Source organism: Halalkalibacter urbisdiaboli (assembly GCF_002156385.1).
GTDB classification, from domain to species: Bacteria; Bacillota; Bacilli; order Bacillales; family Bacillaceae_D; genus Halalkalibacter_A; species Halalkalibacter_A urbisdiaboli.
Genome location: NZ_MVJM01000005.1, coordinates 55,716 through 76,252 on the forward strand (window position 1 = coordinate 55,716; position 20,537 = coordinate 76,252).

Below are 20,537 nucleotides of genomic sequence, written 5' to 3' on the forward strand. Positions count from 1 at the left end.
ACAAAAAACAGGAATTATATGGAAGTTGAATAGCAGTAGGAGTATGTAATAAAAAAAGCCTGTATCACTAATTGATACAGGCTATTACTAACGATCCTTATCTTAAAAGTTGAAACTTTAATTGTTGTCCAACATTAATTGGGCTATTTACATTTAATTGATTCCAATCAACAATCAGCTGAATGGTTACTTGATTTGCTAGAGCAATTTTCCATAAGGTGTCACCAGCTTGAACAGTATAAAGTTTGTATGATGGTTCTTGAGCTGGAATGATTAACGTTTGTCCTACCGCTAAATGATTGTTACTATCTAATTTATTTGTAGATAAAAGTTGATTGACCGTTACCCCATGTGCTAGAGCTATCTTCCAAAGAGTATCGCCCAACTTGACAATATAACTGTTTTGTTGGGCTTCTTCTTTTTGGTGCTCAGATGGTATTGTAAGCTTTTGGCCAATACGTAAATAGTCTAATGCTGACAAGTTATTAGCTGATAGGAGAGCATCGACGGTTATTTTGTACATTTGCGATATTTTCCAAAGTGTTTCCCCAGATTGGACAACATGCGTTAGTTGCTCTCGTTCAATTTGTTCATCTGTAGTCGGAACTTGTAAAACCTGTCCAACGATTAACGACTTATTAAGATCTAAATGATTAAGTTGGACAATTTCATGAATGGTGGTTTCGAACCTTTGGGCAATTTTCCAAATGGTATCTCCACTAACAACAGTGTACGTTGAAGTTAGTATAGGCTTAGTTGGAATTGTTGGTTCAGAATCAGAAACGGATTGCACTAATTCAACGTCTGAAGCCTTTACTTTTCCAGGTACCCCATTTACCAAAACGTGATAGTATCCATTATCAGCTGTTTCGGAAACTAATGAAAGTAGCTCACCTTTGACAGCCGTATACCCTTGGTTCATTGGATAAATCGTCATTTGTGTCTTCTCTGGTAGTACCTTCACTTGTTTTTCTGGGGTTAAAGGTTGAACAGCTGTACCATTACTTATGGTTACAGGATTGTCGAATGTGATGTATCCATGAGAGCCAGAGTTTTCAGAAACACTGATTTTAATGTAATACTCACCATTAATTGCTTTGCTATCCATCATATTTTTCCCATTCCATGTAAAAGCGTGGGTTCCAGGTTGAAGCTGTGATGATGTAAAGACATTATTCATATGGCTTCCTGCAGCAGTAGCAATGTAAACGGTGATTTTTGCCGATTCGGTTATTGTTATTTTACCAGTTACTGTCCCGTCGCTTTTAAGTGTTGTCGAATCGAATGAAGCACTGCTAATGATTTCCCGTAGTCTCCATTGAGGGATTTGACTCTCGCCATTTGCGACTACGACTTTTCCAACCTTTGATACGGTTTGCGTGAAGGCAGGGTAATTGTAAGCAAGTTCAATTGCTTTAAAAACGATATCGTATTCGCCATCTCTTAAAAGGGCGCCTTTTTCATCTTTTCCATTCCAATCAAAGCTATGTCGACCCGAATGGAGTGTCATTTTTTTTGATTGGAAATAATCAACACCGTCTTTTTGAATGGCAATTTGAACTTCAGCAGGACGGCTTAAATTGTAAGTGAAAGTCGTTAAACTCTCATTACTATCATACTTGGGTGAAATATTAGCATTGGAAATCGTTAAAAGTTCTATAAGTGCCTTTGGATTTGATTCGTTTAAAATAGCAATTTGTCCAATCGGAAATCCTTGAGCTGAATTATTAGAAGTATCATTTAAATAAGTCTTTAAGCGATACGTCCCAGGCGGAAGTGGTTCTCTCTTTTCATCATCCCATGGTACCCAATTTACAACATGCTCTGTTTTAAAAGTATTTAAATTAATTTTTGCTTGACGACCATCATCTCTTACAGCAAGAATATATCCGCGAGTGGGCTCATTAGTCGTTAAAGTAATTGTTACATAGCCCGGAACTGTATTTCCTTGATAGGCGATTGTATTTGTTGATATGTCTGTATTTATAACTTCGGGCGGCTCAAGATCAGCGGCAGCCTGAGTCATTAAATTATTAAAAAACAAGGCAAATATCAAAACTGAAAGAATTGTAATCGATTTTTTTTGCATTGCTTCACCAGCTTTCTACAATGTAAGAACACCAACTTATGATAATTCGATATTGGAAAGTGGGCAATATGAAGTTATTGGAAAACATCTGGTATTTTTAACCGAACTAAAATGTGACAACTTAAGAACCATCAATGTAATGCCTTAGTTTTAAACTAGATTAATGTTTGTACAAGTGTGGAGTAATAGAAAATTAACCGTTGGGTATACTAAATGTTGTTAGTGTTTACATAAATATAGGAGGAATCAAATATGGCTAATGAAATACAGAAAAAAATGGAACGCCTTTGGGAGAATACGTGTGGTTCATGGGAAAACTGTACAGAGACAACGATTCAGTCTTTTTTAGCACAATGCCGTGAAAGCAGTATAGACCCTCAATATTGTATGGGTTGGGTAGAACAACATAGTGAACAAATACCAGATTGGCCTGCAGTATCAAAAGTATCACTTGACTGGGTAAATGAACATACTTCAACAGGTTCACCAATTAATGGTGAAGAACCTCAGTAAAAGAGGAGAGGGATACGTAAACTCTCCTCTTTTGAATGAAAGATAAGCACTCGTTTATTTTTTCGGTTCACTAAAGAATTTCTAACAATGGTGGAGGGAATGCTACATCCTGTTTGCATGGCGTTCGTGTCCTTATGTGCCTAACTAATTACAACTTCTTTTGCCATCTTACATAAGAATTAGCGGTTACTGTCTAAAGTGTTACATGCTTTTTACAGGGAAGATTTTTTTAAACATCTCCATTATGGTGATTAAACAGAGTTTACGAGTTTCACGAAAAAAGCGCTGATTCAACATGGGTCAAGCCTTTTCTTTGTTAAATAGAGAGTTTTGCGAAAAAATGGGTAATCGGATAATTGTATAGCAGCTCATTTTAATAATTATATATTCGAATCATTCATACTACGGATTATCGTGTGGTATACAAACAACTGGGAGATACTTCACCGAATGCTAATATGCCCACTGAACGTTTGTGACATATTAGTTATCTCACACATGTTTATTTAGTACATTTAAAAATGCTTTTAAGTTAACTGAAACCCATTTGTCTTTATGAAAAGCTGTGTAAATAGCAATGGGCTTTTCCATCAAATCAGTTTTAATTTCTTTAAGTTCTCCTCTTTCAAATTCATCTTTTATCGAAAAAAAAGGAAGCATTGATTTACCCAATCCGCATAATACACATTTTTTTATTGCTTCGATGCTTGGCAATTCAATTTTGGTAACAGATGTTTTCCCCTCAATTTTTAAATAATCTTCGATAATGGGGCGCCAGCTGCATGAGTATTCAGTGACAAGTATTGTTTCTGAAATAGCTTTGTTTATTTTTAGTGACGATTTGATAAGAGATAGCTTTTCATCTCTTATCTTTTGAATTGTTAACTCTTTTGATTTCCAACTGGATTTTTCCACTAAAACCGCAGCATCTATATCGCCCTTCTTTAATTGGTCTGATAAATTATCGTAATCAATCGGTTTAAGTGTTAATTCAACTTTAGGGTAATTCTTCATAAAATCAATAATTACATTAGGGAGCCAGTATATCATCAGGGATTCACTCGCACCGATTTTTAATTCCCCTGATGGTTCATCTGCATCTTTAATAACCTCTTTTGATTTAGAGTAAAGTCTAATAATTTCCAAAGCATAGGGAAGAAAACGCCTTCCAGCCTCTGTCAATGTGATACTCTTACCTAAACGATCAAAGAGTGGATACCCCAATTCTTTTTCTAGTTCTTTTATATGAGCAGTGATTGAAGATTGGGCATATCCTAATTCATCTGCTGCCTTCTTAAATCCCCCTGCATCGACAATTGTTCTAAATGTTGTAAGGTGGCGAAGTTCCATTCTATACTCTCCTATCATTTTTAATGAACATTATTATTCGAATTATCTATTTTACTGAATCATATAGTTATTATAGACTTTAGATACGTTAATAATCAAAAAATTATGGAAAGAGGGGAACAAGATGAAAGTATTAACAGTAGTCACACATCCGAGAACAGATTCGTTAACCTTTGAAGTTTCAAAGCAATTTATAAAAGGTCTTAGAGATGCAGGACATGAGACTGAAGTATTGGATCTGTATCGCAGTGGCTTTAACCCTGTATTATGGGAAGCAGATGAGCCTGATTGGAAAGCAAAACTTCAACGCTTTTCTCCCGAGGTAGAAAAAGAGATTAAGCGAATGAAAATGCACGATGCATTAGCTTTTATTTTTCCGCTTTGGTGGTGGAGTATGCCAGCCATGTTAAAGGGGTATATAGACCGCGTTTGGAACTATGGATTTGCCTACGGTCCAAACAAACTTAAACATCAGCATGTTTTGTGGCTTAGTCTGGCCGGTGCTCCAATTGAGCGTTTTGAAAAAAGAAAATACGACAAGATGATGACTCACTACTTTAACGTTGGTTTAGCTGATTATTGCGGAATACCAAATTCGAAATTTGAACTTTTTTACGACACTATTAATGTTAAGCCTAGATATATTGATGAATGGCTTAATAAAGCTTATAATCTAGGGCTTAATTATGGGAATGATTAATTTATTCGTCTTGAATATCTTATAACCAATCTAAAAGAAAAGCAGTCTTAAGGAATACATCTAGCTTATACTTAAATTTTGAGTGAAAGAAATGCTTTAATGCTCCAAAAATCAATGGAAATTTCCGGGGATAATGGCAAACACCTTTGTTATTGATATAGATGAAAGGAACACAATAATGATAGTGAATATCCGCCTATCGACTCAATCAATCTTGGATTGCAGAAATTCCAAAGAAACTATTACCATATTTTGATCCAACCATTAAGTCCATGACCAATTAGGAAGAAGAGATTTTCAATTACTTTAATTCGTATCTATAACAAACGCTTATACAGAGTCACTGAACAATCTAGTTAAGATAACGAAAAATATTGGTCGAGGCTACTCATTTGAAGCTCTAAGGGCCAAGGTACTTTTCACAGAGGGATATCGTAAGGCGAAGAAGAAAAAAAGTTCAAAGATGTCAATGCTTCATTCGGAAAACTACTCGATCACCCGTTACAACTTCAACCACTTGCTTTTGAATGGGTTTATGAAAAAATCTATGGTGCTGACATTTCCACACTATTATCCGATTACCCAAAAAAACCCAAAACATTAATTCCAGAAAATAAGATGAACAGGTTTAGTTTAAATCCTTTATTTGGGCGAATGAATTTTTGTAGACTATAAATGGAAATAAATGTTAAAGTAAAGTGGGTATGTGATCATGATTAACTTAAATAAAACAATAGTGTAAAGGAGATATTAATTGAATCGATTTGTTTTATTTTGGAGGATTTCGGTAATTGTGATTATAGTTATGCTATTTTTAACGAAAGTGATAAATCAATTTATCTTCTATTCATTTCTGTTTGGCATTTTAGTCTTCTATGGTATTCCTTGGCTATATGCAAAGGTAAAGAAGAAATAGCAGTTAATTATTGATGTCGATACGTATCGATTGGGGGAAGAACTGTTATTAAAGATTTAAAGACTTAATGGCTAAGTATAGAAGGGGGAAGTATGTATATAGACCTTACACAGCTCATAAAGGATGGAATGCCCGTTTATCCTGGTGACTCTGAGTCCAAATTGGTTCAATCAAGCTTTCTTGAGAAGGATTTTTACACGAACCATGAATTAACCATCAATATGCATACAGGAACACATATTGATGGTCCGATGCATTTAACGGATACAAATGTGTATATAAACGAGTTTCCGTTAGATACATTTATAGGGGAAGGATGCTTGCTAAATGTTACTGGTGAAAAATCAATTGATTATAAAGAGGTTTATGAACAACAAATCAAAGAGAAGCAAATTGTCATTTTATATACAGGACACAGTAAGTATTTTGGTCAAGAAAAGTACTATAATGAATATCCTGTTTTGACGAAAGCCTTTGCGGATTTGCTAGTTAGAAAACAGGTCAAAATGGTTGGAATGGATACACCGTCACCTGATCAATACCCATTTGACATACATAAACTTTTTTTTCGAAACCAAATTCTTATCATTGAAAATCTAACAAATGTTGCTAAATTAGAGAATGCAAAGTCCTTTGAAATCATGGCATTGCCTTTGCATATTCAATCAGATTCTTCTATTGCACGAGTTGTAGCTAGAATAAAATGAAGTCCCATTTAATGGAAAAGTTTTGTTATCTAGCGAATAAATAGAGAAAGTAGAAGACTAATTGCCGAGGGCACTGAAAAAGGGAACCACACCTTTTTTTCAGTGCCCTCTAATTGCCACCTTTTTATTGAAATAATAAGTAGTAAAATAGGACTCTTAAATGCTTGACGTAATTTTTACCGTTAATTCAAAACACTCTTCAACTGCTCAATAATCGTCTCCAATAAATCTGTAGCCTCTTGATGTGTATCACATAAAACGCCAGCTACATTAAGCCTTCCATACCCACCATATTTTTTAACGACATCTCCTAAATTGATGAGACTATTCTCTTTCCAAGGGTTGCGACTTAATACGATTGCAAAGTGAGTGTACTTTCTATAGATGGAACAAACATAGTCTACTTCAGGGTAATAATAGTACGGCAAATACCGTTGAAAAGGAATGGACACATCGCTTTGATCATAGACACAGATGTTGTCTAATAGTGTGGTCTTTGTTTTAAAGTTTTCTACGATTGTCCGTTCTTTTTCTATTATCTTTGCTAATAAATCATGATTTTTTTCTAAGTAAGAATGGATTTGATGCTTCATGATGTACGGTATTATTTCAATTAGCCTTGTTTTGTCTTGATAGTAGTGTGAAATCAGTTTATTTAAATGTAAATAGGGAGACCGATTATCGTAAATTTCTTGAGGTGATTGGTAGTCAGCATTGTCAATAATATCTGACCATTTTAATAACTCATCAAATGGTTCAAAATCAAAGACGTCTTTAAATTTATACCTTAAAATAGCTGGGGTTGATTTAAATGACGTATCGACAAAAGTATTCTGCGTCTCCTCATAAGCTTCAGCCTGACTCGATTCTAAAAAACTAATGGAATGATGATCATAATAGTACGTGGCATCCTGATGATAGAAAAAATCTAGGACGGCCGCTGGCTTTTCGAGTGATATCGTTAACCAATTATCTTTCAAGTCATGATCGACTGGATAATACTCAAATGTAATATCTTTATATTTTTTTGTGAAAATAGAACTTAAAATGGCTGCCGAAACCATTCCGTCAAAATCTTTATGAAAGTAAATTGATAATTTATCCATAAACAACTAATACTCCTTTTGCTTCGATTCCCTTTTTCAAATTTTATGCGTTTTTTATTTAGATTGCTAGTCTACGATAAAAGGAATATAATGTTAAATTGTAATTGTATTTTTTGGAAAAGTGAAGTTATGAAAAAAGAAAAAGGTGATTGTTTGAACAATATTAGTGTAATTGGAACGTTTTTATGGTGTTTTCTAAGCTTTATAATTGGGATTCTCATACTGGTCATGTTGGATATTTTCGTCGGCATAAATGTCCAATATGACTGGTTATTATCATTAACCATTCTTTTGCCCTTTTTTACGCTAGTCTGGAGGCTAAAAAGGAAACAAATATTGATAGAGCCTATTTGTGGAGATGTGAGAAGCTTTCCAAATAGAAGAAATTGGTTGAAGATATTAAGTACAGAAATGTTAATAACGGTTTTTTCTTTAGCGTTTATCATGGCGTTATTATTCATTTTCTCTAACCTTTTCCCGGACTATATGATTGATTTTATTAACAGCATTTCGGAAGTGGAGCAAAAGGGTTCGATACTGTTGCATATTATCACTTTATCGATTATTGTGCCAATTACAGAGGAGTTTATTTTTAGAGGATTTCTGTTTAGGAAATGGTGTGAAAAGTACGGATTATTAGCAGGGGCTATGTTATCTTCTATTATTTTTTCAGTTTTGCATTTAAACTACGGAATTGCAGGTCATTTTCTCTTTGGAATTTTTATGTGTTTTTTATACGTTTCTTTTAATAATTTATGGGTACCCATTGCTGTTCATGCCCTTCATAACTTTGTTTTATCAACTACTAGTTATATGTTAGAACGTTCTTCAGACGGTGGTGAAATTAATATAGAGGAAACGCTAAACGAAATTGCGCTATTTGGTACGGTTGGCGGCGTTATCGCTATCATCACTCTTCCTATCGTCATTTTCATTCTCCGAAAGTACTACTTAGCTATCAGGGTATAGTCGAAGCAACCTTGGTAGCGGATGAAAGGTTGCTTTTATAAGACATAAGGATGTCTTATTTTAATCTTGAAATCCAAAATCCGACGATAACGACTGCTAACCCGAGCGCTGTTTTCACGTTCGGTACTTCCTTCATAAATAGGTAGGCAATCAGGATCGTTACTAAAATTTCTAATCCTTTGGCAAATGTGAGTGTAAAGGTCAAGCTCCCAATAACCTTGTGTGTAAATTTAATCCCGTAGCCAATTAAAATATTGGCTATGAAAAAGAGCGGAAGCATTTTGGCCTGATACCAAATTGTTGTCCAAAAAGCAGGATCAATATGCTTACTTTGATAGGCAAAGACAGAATTGACAACGAATAGTCCTGCAAGCAATAATGCAATGGCGTATATGAGAAGCATACGGACCTCCTATGCTTTTGAAAGTTATTCATTTCATATGGTTCCCATAGTGACCTATTTTAAACAGGGAGCGTTATTGCTCTTCGTAAGATCACCCTCAAGTCCTAGGTAGAGCCAGATGGACTCGAGGGGAGTTGATTGAATATTATTATCGATTATTCACATTAATGATAGTTAATCCTAAATGAACAGATTGCTATATTTTCGTTAATTTATCTGGATTCACAATCAAATAAATTTGTTCTATTTTGTTTTCGCTAAGTTTAAACATCACGACGCTATGAACGGCTCCATTTATTGTATTAACGATGCCTGGTTGCCTATTAATCATCTTGATTTGATACGAAAATCCACTAGGTGTTTTTTTCATAAGCCCTGTAAGAAAAGCTGCTACTTGTTTTGCTGAAATAATCGGGTTGATTGCTGCTTTAACTTTACCGCCACCGTCGGAATAAAGGATAGCGTCCTCGGAAATTAACTGTAGCAATTTTGGTACGTTTCCGTGGACTAGTGAATGAATAAAGGCTTCAATTAGTTCTTGGTTTGCGTTTGAGTTCGTTAGCGGTGTTGCACCCTCAAGCTTTTGCTTTGCTCGCTGTACGTACTTACGACAAGCGGCATTAGACTTATTTAAGATAAGCGCAATTTCGTCGTGTCGAAACTCAAGCACGTTGTGAAGGAGAAAGGCTGCTCGTTCGTAGGGGGTCAGTTTTTCCATCATCAAAACGTACGCATACGACATCGATTCATGCTCGACTGCAAATTCAGAAGGGGATGGCAGATTCTCAGTCATGATTGGTTCTGGAAGCCAAGGGCCAACATACACTTCACGCCTTTTTCGGGCAGACCGTAGCATATCGATGCAGCGATTTGTTGTTACTTTACATAGGAAGGCTTTTACGTTTTCGATGTTTGCCTCGTCTACTTTCATGGCCGAGAGAAAAACATCATGGACAACATCTTCTGCGTCTGAAACGGAGCCTAACATTTGGTATGCCAATGACAATAATAGTGGTTTATATTCGAGATACGCGCTTTTTGATAACTCCAAGAGAATCCTCCTCATTAATAATCTGCATTGCTGCTTGTTTTGCACTTGAGATTGAACCATCGGCTAAAATGGAAGTCGGAGAAATCCAGTCTCCTGCGACAAATAACCCACGTACATGAAAGCTATTGCTGAAAAACTGATCTTGCCTAGGCTGTGGAACTCGTTGATAGACAGTTAATGTCGGTAAAAACCTACTAGTGACAACTTCTTTTTTCCAACCGGGTTGTATTCTATCTATATACCATTCTAATTCATTTTTGATCGTAGCAGAATCTATTTTTTCTTCTTCATTTGTAAAATAACGAAACGCATGAATCACTTGATGAGCTTTATTTTTTGATAAATGTGCTGCATTTGAATGATTTGAATAATACAAAGGCTGTTCAAGATCCATCGCAAAATGAAGGTTTGGACGGGGCAATCGTTTAAGAGCTAAGTCTAATGCTGCCCCTTTTACGGGAATACTTGCCTTTAGCATCGAGTCTAACGTCGGTGTTGCGTACTGCTTGAAAAGACGACCTGTTTCAGAGGGGCTTGCAGTGCAAATAATCGTACGCGTTAGAACGGAATCCCCATTAGAAAGACCGACGTGAAAGGTAGGGTACTCACCATGAATAGAGGCGATGTTTTGCCTAGTTAATATGGTCACTCCCTTTAAGGTAGCTTGCTCGTTAAGCTGTTGTATAATCGTACCCCATCCTTCATTGATATACTTGACTCCGCCTTGGGAGATTAGTAGTTGTCTTAGTACCGCTTTTGCGCTCAACAAATGAGGAGAAGCACAGTATGTCGCTAATCTCGTTAACGTATAGATGAGTTGCTTTACGATTTTAGAGGTGACTCGTTTATCGACCCATTCAGTAAACGTTTGTTCTTTCACTAGCTTAAGATCAACTCTGCTTACTTCGCTCATGATTCTCACAAACTCTAGTTTCTCCTTAAAAGAAAGGAGGGAAGAAGTAAGAAGCGAATAAGGAGAAAAAGGAGCTTTAAACATCTTCTTGCTCGTTGTTACGATCCCATTAATGGAAGCAGCGTTCCCTTGTAATGAAATATTTAATTCATTTAAGCATTTAAAGCCTTCTCCTTTTATATAAAGTCCGTGGGGGCCGAGATTAAACTGGCAGCCTTTCCTTTCAATTGTCATGGCACGACCGCCAACATTAGCTGATTTTTCAAGAATAAGAACCTTCAATCCGTCATCCGCCAAATAGTTTGCAGCAATAAGACCGGCAAGACCAGCGCCGATGATAACCGTATCATAAGAATTTCTTTGTTTTTGATCAAACATTTATGTCACTCCTTTTAACATTTACCCTTAAGACGATATAGGGTAGAAAAGTGTGACAATTAAAATGACTGCTTGGATAATAATTACATCTCTCCTTTCATACACATGAATCAAAAGGAGGGGTGTTCGGATGAAGGATGATTCTAAAAGTAAGAAGAAAAACCTGAAAAATCAACAGCTTGACTATTTTCGTGTTGATGATAAAGGGAAAAAGCTAACGACGAATCAAGGATTAAAAATGGCGGAAGATGAATTTTCATTAAAAGCAGGTGAGCGTGGACCGACGTTAATGGAGGATTTTCATTTCCGTGAAAAATTAACTCATTTTGATCATGAGCGCATTCCTGAGCGTGTCGTTCATGCACGTGGGTTCGCGGCTCATGGTGAGTTTCAGGTGTATCAAAGCATGGCGAAATATACGAAGGCAAAATTTTTACAAGACCCAACGAAAAAGACGCCTGTTTTTGTCCGGTTTTCCACGGTGAATGGCTCGCGTGGCTCCGCGGATACGGTTCGCGATGCGCGTGGGTTTGCGACGAAATTTTATACAGAGGAAGGGAATTATGACTTAGTTGCTAACAATATTCCTGTTTTTTTCATTCAGGATGGGATTAAGTTTCCGGATGTGGTTCATGCGTTTAAACCGGAGCCTCATAATGAGATTCCACAAGCTTCAACGGCGCATGATACGTTTTGGGATTTTGTTGCAAACAATCAAGAATCGGCCCATATGATTATGTGGATTATGTCTGACCGGGCGATTCCACGAAGCTTTCGAATGATGGAGGGCTTCGGTGTCCATACGTTCCGCTTTGTGAACGATCAAGGTGAGGCCTTTTTTGTGAAGTTCCACTGGAAGCCTGTATTAGGGACGCACTCAATCGTATGGGAGGAGGCGCAAACGATTGCTGGAAAAGACCCTGATTATCATCGACGTGATTTATGGTCGGCAATTGAAAGAGGGCAGTTTCCTGAATATGAGCTAGGCGTTCAAATTCTTCCTGAAAAAGATGAGTTTGCGTTCGACTTCGATATTTTAGATGCTACGAAGCTATGGCCTGAAGAAGATGTTCCGGTACATATTATCGGAAAATTAACATTAAATCGCAATGTTGATAATTTCTTTGCGGAAACAGAGCAGGTTGCTTTTCATCCCGGTCATGTCGTGCCAGGCATTGACTTTACAAATGATCCACTTCTTCAGGCAAGGTTATTTTCTTATACGGATACGCAGCTGCTGCGTTTAGGAGGACCTAATTTCCATGAGATCCCGATCAATAAGCCTATCTGTCCGTTCCATAACAATCAGCGAGACGGTTTCCATCGTCAGACGATTAATGTTGGAAGAGTCGACTATCATAAGAATTCACTAGCGGGAAATACACCAGCTCCGGCAAGTCCAAAGGAAGGTGGCTATACGCATTATGAAGAAAAGGTCGAAGGACGCAAAGTCCGTAGTCGAAGCGATAGCTTTAAAGACCATTTCTCACAGGCGACATTGTTTTGGAATAGCATGACCCTGGTAGAGAAGGAGCATATTATTGATGCCTTTACGTTTGAGCTCGGTCATGTAAAAAGTGAATCCGTTAGGCAGCAAGTTGTTGACATGTTTGCGAACGTCAGTCTTGATTTGGCGATTCCAGTCGCCAAAAACATCGGAGCGAACATTCCTAAAAGTGGTGGGTCAACTGTGACAAAGGCATCACCTGCCCTTAGTCAGTTAAACAGTCGGAAAAGTCCGGCGACACGGAAGGTGGCCGTTATTCTGACAGATGGCTTTAACGATGCTGATGTAACGTATGTATTAAAAATGTTCCTGCACTATGGTATTCTTCCGGAGTTTATTAGTGAAAACTTAGGAACGGTAACAGGAAGCAGCGGTACAACCTTTGATGTTCAACATAATTTCCTAACGACAGATGCAGCCCTTTATGACGGGGTGTATATGGTAAGGGGCAGTCACGAAAACGTTACATTCAATAAGGATGCCGCCTCCTTCATTAAAGAAGCCTTTAATCAGTATAAACCGATCGGTGCTACTCATGAAGGCAAACGATGGCTTGAGGTTGACGGGATAGGAAACAGCCCAGGTGTTGTAATGGCTGATGATATGGAGTGGTTTGCGCAAGCCTTTATCCAAGCGATGGCAGAGCATCGTTATTGGCAAAGGGAAAAAGTGTAAGCCCTTATAAAACCATCGTCTTTAAGAGAGACGATGGTTTTTTTGCATGGTTAATACTTTTATACATAAGTGGAGAATAATGACAATAAGTAGCTGTTAATTTAATTATGACAACATTGTGAATGACAAAATGCTCTTTTCTTTAAATTGATACCGCTTTATTTCAGGCTTATCATAAGACTTGTAAGGTATTATTTTAGAAAATAAAAAGGGTCAACGAAAGGAGAATAGAGATGGCAAAACAAAAAACATCAAAACCGGATTATCGTGTAAAGATTCAACGTTTTGGTAGTTATTTAAGCGGTATGATTATGCCGAATATTGGTGCATTCATTGCATGGGGAATTATAACTGCATTATTCATTCCTACTGGTTGGCTTCCAAATGAAGAGCTAGCACAGCTTGTTGGGCCAATGATCACTTATTTACTGCCATTATTAATCGGGTATACCGGGGGGAAAATGATTTACGATGGCCGTGGTGGTGTCGTAGGTGCAACCGCAACAATGGGGGTTATCGTCGGATCGGATATTCCGATGTTCCTCGGTGCGATGATTATGGGGCCACTAGGTGGTTGGTTAATTAAAAAGGTAGACCAATACATCCAGCCTAAAGTAAGACAAGGATTTGAGATGTTAGTAAATAACTTCTCAGCAGGGATTTTAGCAGGGATTTTAACCCTTATTGCATTTGTAGGAGTTGGACCAGTTGTTGTTGGGCTAAATCAAGTATTAGCCGCCGGGGTTCAAGTGATTGTTGCTGCTGGATTACTTCCACTAGCGAATATTTTTATTGAACCAGCTAAAGTATTATTCCTTAACAACGCAATTAATCATGGAATTTTAAGTCCATTGGGAGCGAAGGAAGCAGCAGAAGCAGGTAAATCAATTTTATTCCTGCTTGAAACGAACCCTGGGCCAGGTCTTGGAATTCTATTAGCATTCATGATTTTCGGTAAAGGAACAGCAAAACAAACATCACCAGGAGCGATTATCATTCACTTCTTTGGTGGGATTCATGAGATTTACTTCCCGTATATTTTAATGAAACCGTTATTAATCCTAGCAGCGATTGCGGGTGGCGTAAGTGGTGTATTCACCTTCACATTATTTAACGCAGGCTTAGTAGCACCACCATCTCCAGGAAGTATTTTCGCACTTATGGCGATGACACCTAGAGGCGATCATATTGGTGTCATCTTAGGAGTCATCGTAGCTGCAGCAGTTTCATTCATTATCGCTTCGTTGATTTTAAAAACTAGCAAAATCGCGGGCGAAGAGGATATCTCGAATGCCGCTTCGAAAATGGAACAGCTAAAAGGCAAGAAAAGCTCAGTAGCAGGTTCATTTGAGGCGAATACAGAGAATACAATTGATGTAAGTAATGTAAACAAAATCATTTTCGCATGTGATGCTGGAATGGGCTCAAGTGCTATGGGAGCTTCGATTTTGAAAAACAAGGCGAAAAAAGCTGGATTAGAGATCGATATTACGAATACGTCCATCAACAATATTCCAAATGATGCCGATATCGTGATTACCCACAAGGATTTAACATCTCGTGCAAAAGAGAAGCATCCGGGTGCTCAGCATATTTCGGTTGATAACTTCTTAAACAGTCCGAAATATGATGAGTTAATTGATGAATTACTATAACTGTTTTACATGAGACTACTCTTTTTAGAGGCAGTCTCATTTTTTTCATAGCAAACAATTAAATGATGGCAACAATTGATGTGACGAAAATGTATTTTCCTCTTATTGAGATAGCGTCTTACTCGTTCTATCATAAAAGGTGTAAGAGCGAATTATTTATATTTGTCAGCAACTTTGCTAATAATAGAACATTAGCGTCATCATAGTGGAGTGGATATTATGTATATTTCGGCAAGGGAACGAAAAATACTTGAGTTTTTACTTAATACAAATGAAGACCTAATGACGGTAAAGGATGTAGCGGATGAATTATCCGTCAGTCCGCGAACCGTTCATCGTGATTTAAAAGGGGTAGAAGAGACGTTAAGAGAATATGGTCTTGAATTAACTAAAAAATCAGGCATGGGCATTCAAGTAACTGGTGATGAAGAGAATATTGATAAATTAAAAATGTACCTGTTTAATTTAAACCATAATGAATACACACCTGAAGAACGCCAAACGATTATTTTCTCGGAATTACTTGATACGACAGAACCCGTGAAACTAATCGCACTAGCTAATGATTTAAATGTAACGATTGCGACGATTAGTAACGACCTTAATAAAATCGAAGACCGTCTTGCAGGAGTTGATTTAGCATTAGTAAGAAAACGAGGCTATGGTGTTGAAATCATCGGGTCAGAATCTGCGAAACGCAGAGCGATGAGTAAGCTAATTACCGAAAATATTGATGAATTTGAGTTTATCTCAATGATTAAAGAAACAATTCAAAAAAAATCCTCACAAACCGTTGATACGGTAACGGATCGGCTTCTCGGGTTAGTGGAAAAAAAGAAGCTTCATATTATTGAAAAGCAAATTGATCTAATAAAAAATGAACTCCCATACTCCATTGCAGACAGTGCCTATATTGGTCTTGTTGTCCATCTAGCACTGGCGATTGAACGGATTCTCCAAGGAGAAGATATTAATTTTGATCACGAGTATTTAAATAGTTTAAAGGATACAAAAGAATTTAAGGTTGCTGAAAAGATCGTTGCAGGTTTAGAAGAAGTGTTTCGAATCAAAATCTCCCACGGGGAAATCGGCTATATTACGATGCATTTAATGGGAGCCAAGCTGCGTAATGATCATGATGACCTGCTAGAGGATACGAGTCTACAGATCGGCTTGTTAGCGCAGCACCTCATTCGGTTTGTTAGTCGAGAGCTGAATCGTGACTTAACGAAGAACCAGCCTTTATTTCAGGGCTTAGTTGCACATTTAAGACCAGCCTTGTATCGAATAAAGCAAAAAATGGGGATTTCAAACCCTCTTCTTTCTCGAATTCAAGACGATTATCAAGAGTTGTTTTCGATTTTAGAAAAAGGAGTGAAAGAAATCTTCACAGAGCTCCACGTACCAAAAGAAGAAATCGGTTATTTGGTCATGCATTTTGCTTCAGCTCTTCTAAATAAGGGTGAAGGAAAGGATGTAAACATATTAGTCGTTTGTTCAAGTGGAATTGGCACGTCTAAAATGCTTTCAACGCAATTAGAGCGAGAGATTCCTGGATTAAAAACAGTGAGTGCGTCATTATTTGATTTAGATCGAATGAATGTAAAGGAATTCGACACAATCGTATCAACGATTCCTTTAAAAGATTTGAACGAAAACTATGTAATCGTGAGTCCACTGTTATCGAAAGAGGAAATTGCTAAAATTAAGCGTTCCCTCTTAAACAAGGAAGCAGTGATTCGAACAAACACCAGGGGAGATGAAGGAGAATTAAAGCCTCTCGATAGCAACATTTTTCTTCAAGAAATTGAAAGAACGAGGAATTATACGAGTGCAATTTATCACCTGTTACATGGTTTCAACATATTCGAACTTCCCGAACAATTGATAGAAGAATCTTTAAAATACCTGTGCGAGCAGTTATACGAGCAGAATGTTGTCACAAACGTTAAAGGTGTTTTAGCAGACCTGTTAAAACGAGAGGAAATCGGTGGGCTTGGCATACCAGGAACAACCCTTGCTCTCTATCATACGAGAAGTGATGACATTCGTATTCCAAGTTTTATTATTGGGAGACTTGCAAACACCCAAACCGTAAAAGCGATGGATGATTCCGACCTAGCGATTAATACGATACTACTTATGCTTTCGCCAAAGACTATTGATGATGAGACATTAGAAATTCTTAGTGGTATTAGCTCACTAATTATTCGAGATGAAGCATCAATTGAACATTTTCAATCTAGTTCAAAAGAGGAAATTTTAAAGCTTTTAGCAAGTGAATTAAAAGAGATATATCAAACAAAAGGAAATAAATAAGGAGTGGAAATGATGACAAAAGAAATTTTATCAACAGAAAATATCGTGTTAAATGCAAGCTTTTCGACTAAAGAAAAAGCCATTCGAAGTACAGGTCAAGTGCTAGTAGATAAAGGCTATGTTGAACGTGAATATATTGATAAAATGCTTGAACGTGAAGAACTTACCTCTACTTATATGGGGAACTTTGTGGCGATTCCACATGGTACGGAGGATGCAAAGAAATCTGTCATTACTTCAGGTTTATCTATTATTCAAGTCCCTCACGGTGTTGACTTTGGTGATGGGAATGAAGTGAAAGTGTTAATCGGCATCGCAGGTAAAGACGGTGAGCATTTAGAGATTCTTTCGCAAATTGCGATTGTCTGTTCAGAGGAAGAGAACATTCAAAAAATTGTTGAAGCAAAAACAGCAGAAGAGATTTTGAACCTATTTAACGAGGTGGTTTAATGTTAGCCGTACATTTTGGTGCAGGTAACATCGGAAGAGGATTTATCGGTAGCCTTTTATCTGATGCAGGCTACGAGATTTGCTTTGTTGATGTAAATACAGAGATTGTTGATTTATTAAATGAAAAGCAAGCCTACCGAGTCGTGCTAGCAGACGAGAACAACGAAGAAACAACTGTAACAAATGTAAGAGCGATTAATAGCATTCAGCATCCAGAAAAGGTAATCGCTGCGATTGCTGAAGCGGATCTTGTTACAACAGCTGTTGGCCCTAATATATTAGTAATCATTTCTGAACTCATTGCCAATGGGTTAAGAAAGAGACTAGAACAAACAGAAAAGCCATTAAATGTCATAGCTTGTGAAAATATGATAGGTGGCAGTGCTTTTTTAAAAGAAAACGTTTATGCAAAACTTACAGACGAAGAGAAACAGCGGATTAGTCAAAAGGTTGCCTTCCCTAATGCAGCAGTAGACCGAATTGTGCCAAACCAAGTAAATGAGGATAAACTCATGGTCAAGGTTGAACCTTTTTTCGAGTGGGTTGTTGACAAGTCTTGTATGATTGGCGACACTCCTCATATTGATGGGGCGACATTTGTAGATGATTTAACGCCGTTTATTGAACGTAAATTATTTACCGTTAATACAGGACATGCGGCTGCAGCGTACCTAGGATATCAGGCGGGTATAAAGACGATTAAGGATGCTATGGAGCATAATGAAGTTTCTGAAGCGGTTATTAGCACACTTAAGGAAACAGGTGCAATCCTAGTACAAAAATATAACTTCAATAAAGACGATCATACAACCTATTTAAATAAAATCGTTGCACGTTTCATGAATCCGCATATTAATGACGAAATTCCAAGGGTAGCTAGAGGCCCGATTCGTAAATTAGGGCCGAATGATCGCTTAGTTAGCCCAGCGCTTCAATACTATGACTATGTAGAAGCTCAGCCAGAAAACTTAGCCGCTGTCATTGCTGCAGCACTAAAATACGACTTTGCTGAAGATGATGAAGCTGTTACGCTTCAAGCTCAAGTTAAAGAATCAGGCTACGAGCACGTGCTTCACGACATTTGTCAGCTCTCAAAAGGGCATCCACTAGTCGAGCTAGTGTTGCAAAAACTATAAAGATTATGAAAGCATCCAGTTAACCCTTTGAAAGTAAGGGAGCTGGATGCTTTTCTTTAGTGTTTGGATATCATTCAGTTGAATGTATGGAATAACGTAAAAGAACATCAATAACTGGATATTTATGTTAAAATATAATAGAGGTTGGGAAGAAATGTACAATACTATTAATAGCTTTTATCTGTTTTCGAACAATACTATTATAAGAAAGTAAAGTGATTTTATTCAAATCAAGAAGCTAACTATTTGGCTACAAATTCATTTGTCCTGGGATCATTTGGTGAGTGTTATGACCATGAAGGTTCATATAGTGTTGTTCAAGCTGCATGACGCAATTAAAGTGAAGTCGATAAAAGTGCATATGCTTTTGAGGGTCAACATACTTATACCGTTCAGCAAGTATTACATATAAGCTTGCTGAACTTAAAAGGTCTTTGCATTTTTGACCCAAATGCATTGAAAATCCTCCCTTTATCTAGGTTTATTATAAGGCTATTCATCTATCTACGGTTGGTGACCGAAAATAAAGTGCATGGCAAAAACAGTTTGCATGAAAGGTGGATAGGTGAAAACTGAATAAGGGTGTCTTAAGGCAATGTATAACCTTTGAGACACCCTACGTTTTTTTTCACTTTCTGTACACTTTATTCCTTTTCAAACCACAGAGGCTCATTGTCATCAACATCGCCATTATAGTTAATAAAAATTTCTTCGCCAGCCTTTATATCTTTGTACGCATAGTAATTAAACACATGCTTGTCAAAATCAATTTCATAGGTTGCATTCGGCTGATGCGAATGATTAAATAACATCCCGTAGCCCAAAATAACAGCTGAGTGATTAATCCCATACTCATACACGTAATCAGCTAGATCCGTTTGCTCAATAAATTGATCCTGTTCATTTGGATAAGGAACAGCTGGAGCAACATGGATAAGCTCGCCTTCTTTTATGTCTTGAGAAGCAAAGACTCCTCGATTGAACTCGCCCTTACTTACACTAGAAGTTTTAATCTCAATCATGTTCGTCACCTTCGTTTTTCATCTTTTTTTTACTTTCATCCAACTATAACATGAATTGCTGCTAGAGAATAGAGCGGCTCAGGTTGGATGGACGGAGGATAGATGATTTAAAACAAGCTGGGCCTCGTATAAATCATGAGACTTCAGTTCAATGCTATACTAGTTAATATGAAATGGAGGGACATACTAATGTCAGGAACGATTAGAGGCAATATAAAGCAAGGAACGAAAGTGAAAGTTGTTCAAAAACAAGACCAACGCTCAGGAAAATTAACAGAAGGTGTCGTCGCAAAAATCCTTACAAATTCGGCCACACATCCACATGGTATCAAAGTTATGCTTGAAAACGGAATCGTTGGGAGAGTGAAGGAAGTAGTGAACTAAACTAACATGTTTCATGTTAGTTTAGGATAAATGACGTATTTATTTTTCGATTTCATGACAAGGAAACAAGCAAAAAATTATGATGAACATAAAATGAACTATCCTTCTATAAAGGAGGTGTTCATCATGGGTGCAGGTAAGCATACTGGAACAGGATTCTTTTTAATTGTTGTCCTGTTTATTCTCTTAATCATCGTTGGTGCTGGTGGTTACGGTACAGGGTATTAATCTAGTAGTCCCCAAAAGGGCGGGTCGGATGATCTGTCCTTTTTTTGTAACAAGCTCGATTTCCAT

Annotated in this window: 21 protein-coding genes; 13 read left to right on the forward strand and 8 right to left on the reverse strand. The window is 37.3% G+C overall.

From position 1 onward, the window contains the following. Positions 1 to 97: 97 nt before the first annotated feature. Complete coding sequence (locus tag B1R93_RS20945; RefSeq protein ID WP_088105866.1) at positions 98 to 2,089, reverse strand: LysM peptidoglycan-binding domain-containing protein; 1,992 nt, start codon at positions 2,087 to 2,089, stop codon at positions 98 to 100. A 252-nt stretch (positions 2,090 to 2,341) separates the two neighbouring features. Between B1R93_RS20945 and B1R93_RS20950 the strand changes: the two genes are divergently transcribed. Further along, entirely contained in the window at positions 2,342 to 2,602 is a 261-nt protein-coding gene (locus B1R93_RS20950) for a hypothetical protein (protein WP_088105867.1), read from the forward strand. A gap of 492 nt (positions 2,603 to 3,094) precedes the next feature. On the opposite strand, the gene B1R93_RS20955 is transcribed toward B1R93_RS20950, so the two are convergent. Then, positions 3,095 to 3,952, reverse strand: coding sequence for a LysR family transcriptional regulator (locus tag B1R93_RS20955; RefSeq protein ID WP_088105868.1), 858 nt, complete (start codon positions 3,950 to 3,952; stop codon positions 3,095 to 3,097). 124 nt (positions 3,953 to 4,076) lie between these two features. Between B1R93_RS20955 and B1R93_RS20960 the strand changes: the two genes are divergently transcribed. The 4 genes from B1R93_RS20960 to B1R93_RS20965 all read left to right on the forward strand — a co-directional run bounded on the left by B1R93_RS20960 (position 4,077) and on the right by B1R93_RS20965 (position 6,275). Further along, positions 4,077 to 4,652, forward strand: a complete 576-nt coding sequence (locus tag B1R93_RS20960; RefSeq protein WP_088105869.1) for an NAD(P)H oxidoreductase — start codon at positions 4,077 to 4,079, stop codon at positions 4,650 to 4,652. A gap of 319 nt (positions 4,653 to 4,971) precedes the next feature. Continuing rightward, complete coding sequence (locus B1R93_RS23560; RefSeq protein WP_133058694.1) at positions 4,972 to 5,256, forward strand: hypothetical protein; 285 nt, start codon at positions 4,972 to 4,974, stop codon at positions 5,254 to 5,256. A 150-nt stretch (positions 5,257 to 5,406) separates the two neighbouring features. Further along, positions 5,407 to 5,568 carry a hypothetical protein gene (locus B1R93_RS23160; protein ID WP_165763906.1) on the forward strand — a complete coding sequence of 54 codons (162 nt, stop codon included), beginning with the start codon at positions 5,407 to 5,409 and terminating at the stop codon, positions 5,566 to 5,568. Between the two features lie 92 nt (positions 5,569 to 5,660). Further along, positions 5,661 to 6,275 (forward strand): cyclase family protein, encoded by a 615-nt coding sequence (locus B1R93_RS20965; RefSeq protein ID WP_088105870.1) that lies wholly within the window; start codon positions 5,661 to 5,663, stop codon positions 6,273 to 6,275. Positions 6,276 to 6,457: 182 nt separating this feature from the next. Here B1R93_RS20965 and B1R93_RS20970 read toward each other — a convergent pair whose 3' ends face one another. Continuing rightward, complete coding sequence (locus tag B1R93_RS20970) at positions 6,458 to 7,381, reverse strand: hypothetical protein (protein WP_088105871.1); 924 nt, start codon at positions 7,379 to 7,381, stop codon at positions 6,458 to 6,460. Between the two features lie 129 nt (positions 7,382 to 7,510). On the opposite strand from B1R93_RS20970, the gene B1R93_RS20975 reads away from it, so the two are divergent. Then, positions 7,511 to 8,350 carry a CPBP family intramembrane glutamic endopeptidase gene (locus B1R93_RS20975; RefSeq protein ID WP_165763907.1) on the forward strand — a complete coding sequence of 280 codons (840 nt, stop codon included), beginning with the start codon at positions 7,511 to 7,513 and terminating at the stop codon, positions 8,348 to 8,350. A gap of 55 nt (positions 8,351 to 8,405) precedes the next feature. Here B1R93_RS20975 and B1R93_RS20980 read toward each other — a convergent pair whose 3' ends face one another. The 3 genes from B1R93_RS20980 to B1R93_RS20990 all read right to left on the reverse strand — a co-directional run bounded on the left by B1R93_RS20980 (position 8,406) and on the right by B1R93_RS20990 (position 11,095). After that, the gene (locus B1R93_RS20980) at positions 8,406 to 8,753 is read right to left on the reverse strand and encodes a hypothetical protein (RefSeq protein ID WP_088105873.1); all 348 of its coding nucleotides are present in this window, start codon (positions 8,751 to 8,753) and stop codon (positions 8,406 to 8,408) included. Between the two features lie 196 nt (positions 8,754 to 8,949). Then, entirely contained in the window at positions 8,950 to 9,804 is an 855-nt protein-coding gene (locus B1R93_RS20985) for an RNA polymerase sigma-70 factor (protein ID WP_245308392.1), read from the reverse strand. Beyond that, complete coding sequence (locus tag B1R93_RS20990) at positions 9,770 to 11,095, reverse strand: phytoene desaturase family protein (RefSeq protein WP_088105875.1); 1,326 nt, start codon at positions 11,093 to 11,095, stop codon at positions 9,770 to 9,772. Before B1R93_RS20990 ends, B1R93_RS20985 begins: the two co-directional genes overlap by 35 nt. A gap of 130 nt (positions 11,096 to 11,225) precedes the next feature. On the opposite strand from B1R93_RS20990, the gene B1R93_RS20995 reads away from it, so the two are divergent. The 5 genes from B1R93_RS20995 to B1R93_RS21015 all read left to right on the forward strand — a co-directional run bounded on the left by B1R93_RS20995 (position 11,226) and on the right by B1R93_RS21015 (position 18,837). Next, entirely contained in the window at positions 11,226 to 13,277 is a 2,052-nt protein-coding gene (locus B1R93_RS20995) for a catalase (RefSeq protein WP_088105876.1), read from the forward strand. Between the two features lie 233 nt (positions 13,278 to 13,510). Next, positions 13,511 to 14,932, forward strand: a complete 1,422-nt coding sequence (locus B1R93_RS21000; RefSeq protein WP_088105877.1) for a PTS mannitol transporter subunit IIBC — start codon at positions 13,511 to 13,513, stop codon at positions 14,930 to 14,932. A gap of 219 nt (positions 14,933 to 15,151) precedes the next feature. After that, a complete protein-coding gene (locus B1R93_RS21005) occupies positions 15,152 to 17,251 on the forward strand; it encodes a BglG family transcription antiterminator (protein ID WP_088105878.1) in 2,100 nt (699 codons plus the stop codon). 12 nt (positions 17,252 to 17,263) lie between these two features. Beyond that, positions 17,264 to 17,701: a PTS mannitol transporter subunit IIA gene (locus tag B1R93_RS21010; RefSeq protein WP_088105879.1), complete on the forward strand. Its 438-nt coding sequence runs from the start codon at positions 17,264 to 17,266 to the stop codon at positions 17,699 to 17,701. Beyond that, on the forward strand, positions 17,701 to 18,837 hold the full coding sequence (locus B1R93_RS21015) for a mannitol-1-phosphate 5-dehydrogenase (protein WP_088105880.1): 1,137 nt from the start codon (positions 17,701 to 17,703) through the stop codon (positions 18,835 to 18,837). The genes B1R93_RS21010 and B1R93_RS21015 overlap by 1 nt, the downstream gene beginning before the upstream one ends. Positions 18,838 to 19,087: 250 nt before the next feature. Here B1R93_RS21015 and B1R93_RS21020 read toward each other — a convergent pair whose 3' ends face one another. After that, on the reverse strand, positions 19,088 to 19,294 hold the full coding sequence (locus B1R93_RS21020; RefSeq protein ID WP_088105881.1) for a hypothetical protein: 207 nt from the start codon (positions 19,292 to 19,294) through the stop codon (positions 19,088 to 19,090). A gap of 187 nt (positions 19,295 to 19,481) precedes the next feature. After that, positions 19,482 to 19,859, reverse strand: a complete 378-nt coding sequence (locus B1R93_RS21025) for an SET domain-containing protein (RefSeq protein ID WP_133058690.1) — start codon at positions 19,857 to 19,859, stop codon at positions 19,482 to 19,484. A 189-nt stretch (positions 19,860 to 20,048) separates the two neighbouring features. Between B1R93_RS21025 and B1R93_RS21030 the strand changes: the two genes are divergently transcribed. Together B1R93_RS21030 and B1R93_RS22815 are read left to right on the forward strand one after the other, a co-directional pair. Further along, complete coding sequence (locus tag B1R93_RS21030) at positions 20,049 to 20,243, forward strand: YwbE family protein (protein ID WP_088105883.1); 195 nt, start codon at positions 20,049 to 20,051, stop codon at positions 20,241 to 20,243. A 126-nt stretch (positions 20,244 to 20,369) separates the two neighbouring features. Beyond that, positions 20,370 to 20,471, forward strand: coding sequence for a YjcZ family sporulation protein (locus B1R93_RS22815; protein WP_133058691.1), 102 nt, complete (start codon positions 20,370 to 20,372; stop codon positions 20,469 to 20,471). Positions 20,472 to 20,537 lie beyond the last annotated feature (66 nt).

Excerpts from the sequence above, each read along its gene's own strand:
- B1R93_RS20965 (WP_088105870.1), top strand. The coding sequence starts at position 5,661 with ATGTATATAGACCTTACACAGCTCATAAAGGATGGAATGCCCGTTTAT.
- B1R93_RS20970 (WP_088105871.1), bottom strand. The coding sequence starts at position 7,381 with ATGGATAAATTATCAATTTACTTTCATAAAGATTTTGACGGAATGGTT.
- B1R93_RS21025 (WP_133058690.1), bottom strand. The coding sequence starts at position 19,859 with ATGATTGAGATTAAAACTTCTAGTGTAAGTAAGGGCGAGTTCAATCGA.
- B1R93_RS21000 (WP_088105877.1), top strand. The coding sequence starts at position 13,511 with ATGGCAAAACAAAAAACATCAAAACCGGATTATCGTGTAAAGATTCAA.
- B1R93_RS20945 (WP_088105866.1), bottom strand. The coding sequence starts at position 2,089 with ATGCAAAAAAAATCGATTACAATTCTTTCAGTTTTGATATTTGCCTTG.
- B1R93_RS20990 (WP_088105875.1), bottom strand. The coding sequence starts at position 11,095 with ATGTTTGATCAAAAACAAAGAAATTCTTATGATACGGTTATCATCGGC.
- B1R93_RS20995 (WP_088105876.1), top strand. The coding sequence starts at position 11,226 with ATGAAGGATGATTCTAAAAGTAAGAAGAAAAACCTGAAAAATCAACAG.
- B1R93_RS22815 (WP_133058691.1), top strand. The coding sequence starts at position 20,370 with ATGGGTGCAGGTAAGCATACTGGAACAGGATTCTTTTTAATTGTTGTC.
- B1R93_RS21020 (WP_088105881.1), bottom strand. The coding sequence starts at position 19,294 with ATGCATTTGGGTCAAAAATGCAAAGACCTTTTAAGTTCAGCAAGCTTA.
- B1R93_RS20980 (WP_088105873.1), bottom strand. The coding sequence starts at position 8,753 with ATGCTTCTCATATACGCCATTGCATTATTGCTTGCAGGACTATTCGTT.
- B1R93_RS20955 (WP_088105868.1), bottom strand. The coding sequence starts at position 3,952 with ATGGAACTTCGCCACCTTACAACATTTAGAACAATTGTCGATGCAGGG.
- B1R93_RS20975 (WP_165763907.1), top strand. The coding sequence starts at position 7,511 with ATGAAAAAAGAAAAAGGTGATTGTTTGAACAATATTAGTGTAATTGGA.
- B1R93_RS21005 (WP_088105878.1), top strand. The coding sequence starts at position 15,152 with ATGTATATTTCGGCAAGGGAACGAAAAATACTTGAGTTTTTACTTAAT.
- B1R93_RS21030 (WP_088105883.1), top strand. The coding sequence starts at position 20,049 with ATGTCAGGAACGATTAGAGGCAATATAAAGCAAGGAACGAAAGTGAAA.
- B1R93_RS20960 (WP_088105869.1), top strand. The coding sequence starts at position 4,077 with ATGAAAGTATTAACAGTAGTCACACATCCGAGAACAGATTCGTTAACC.
- B1R93_RS21015 (WP_088105880.1), top strand. The coding sequence starts at position 17,701 with ATGTTAGCCGTACATTTTGGTGCAGGTAACATCGGAAGAGGATTTATC.
- B1R93_RS20950 (WP_088105867.1), top strand. The coding sequence starts at position 2,342 with ATGGCTAATGAAATACAGAAAAAAATGGAACGCCTTTGGGAGAATACG.
- B1R93_RS21010 (WP_088105879.1), top strand. The coding sequence starts at position 17,264 with ATGACAAAAGAAATTTTATCAACAGAAAATATCGTGTTAAATGCAAGC.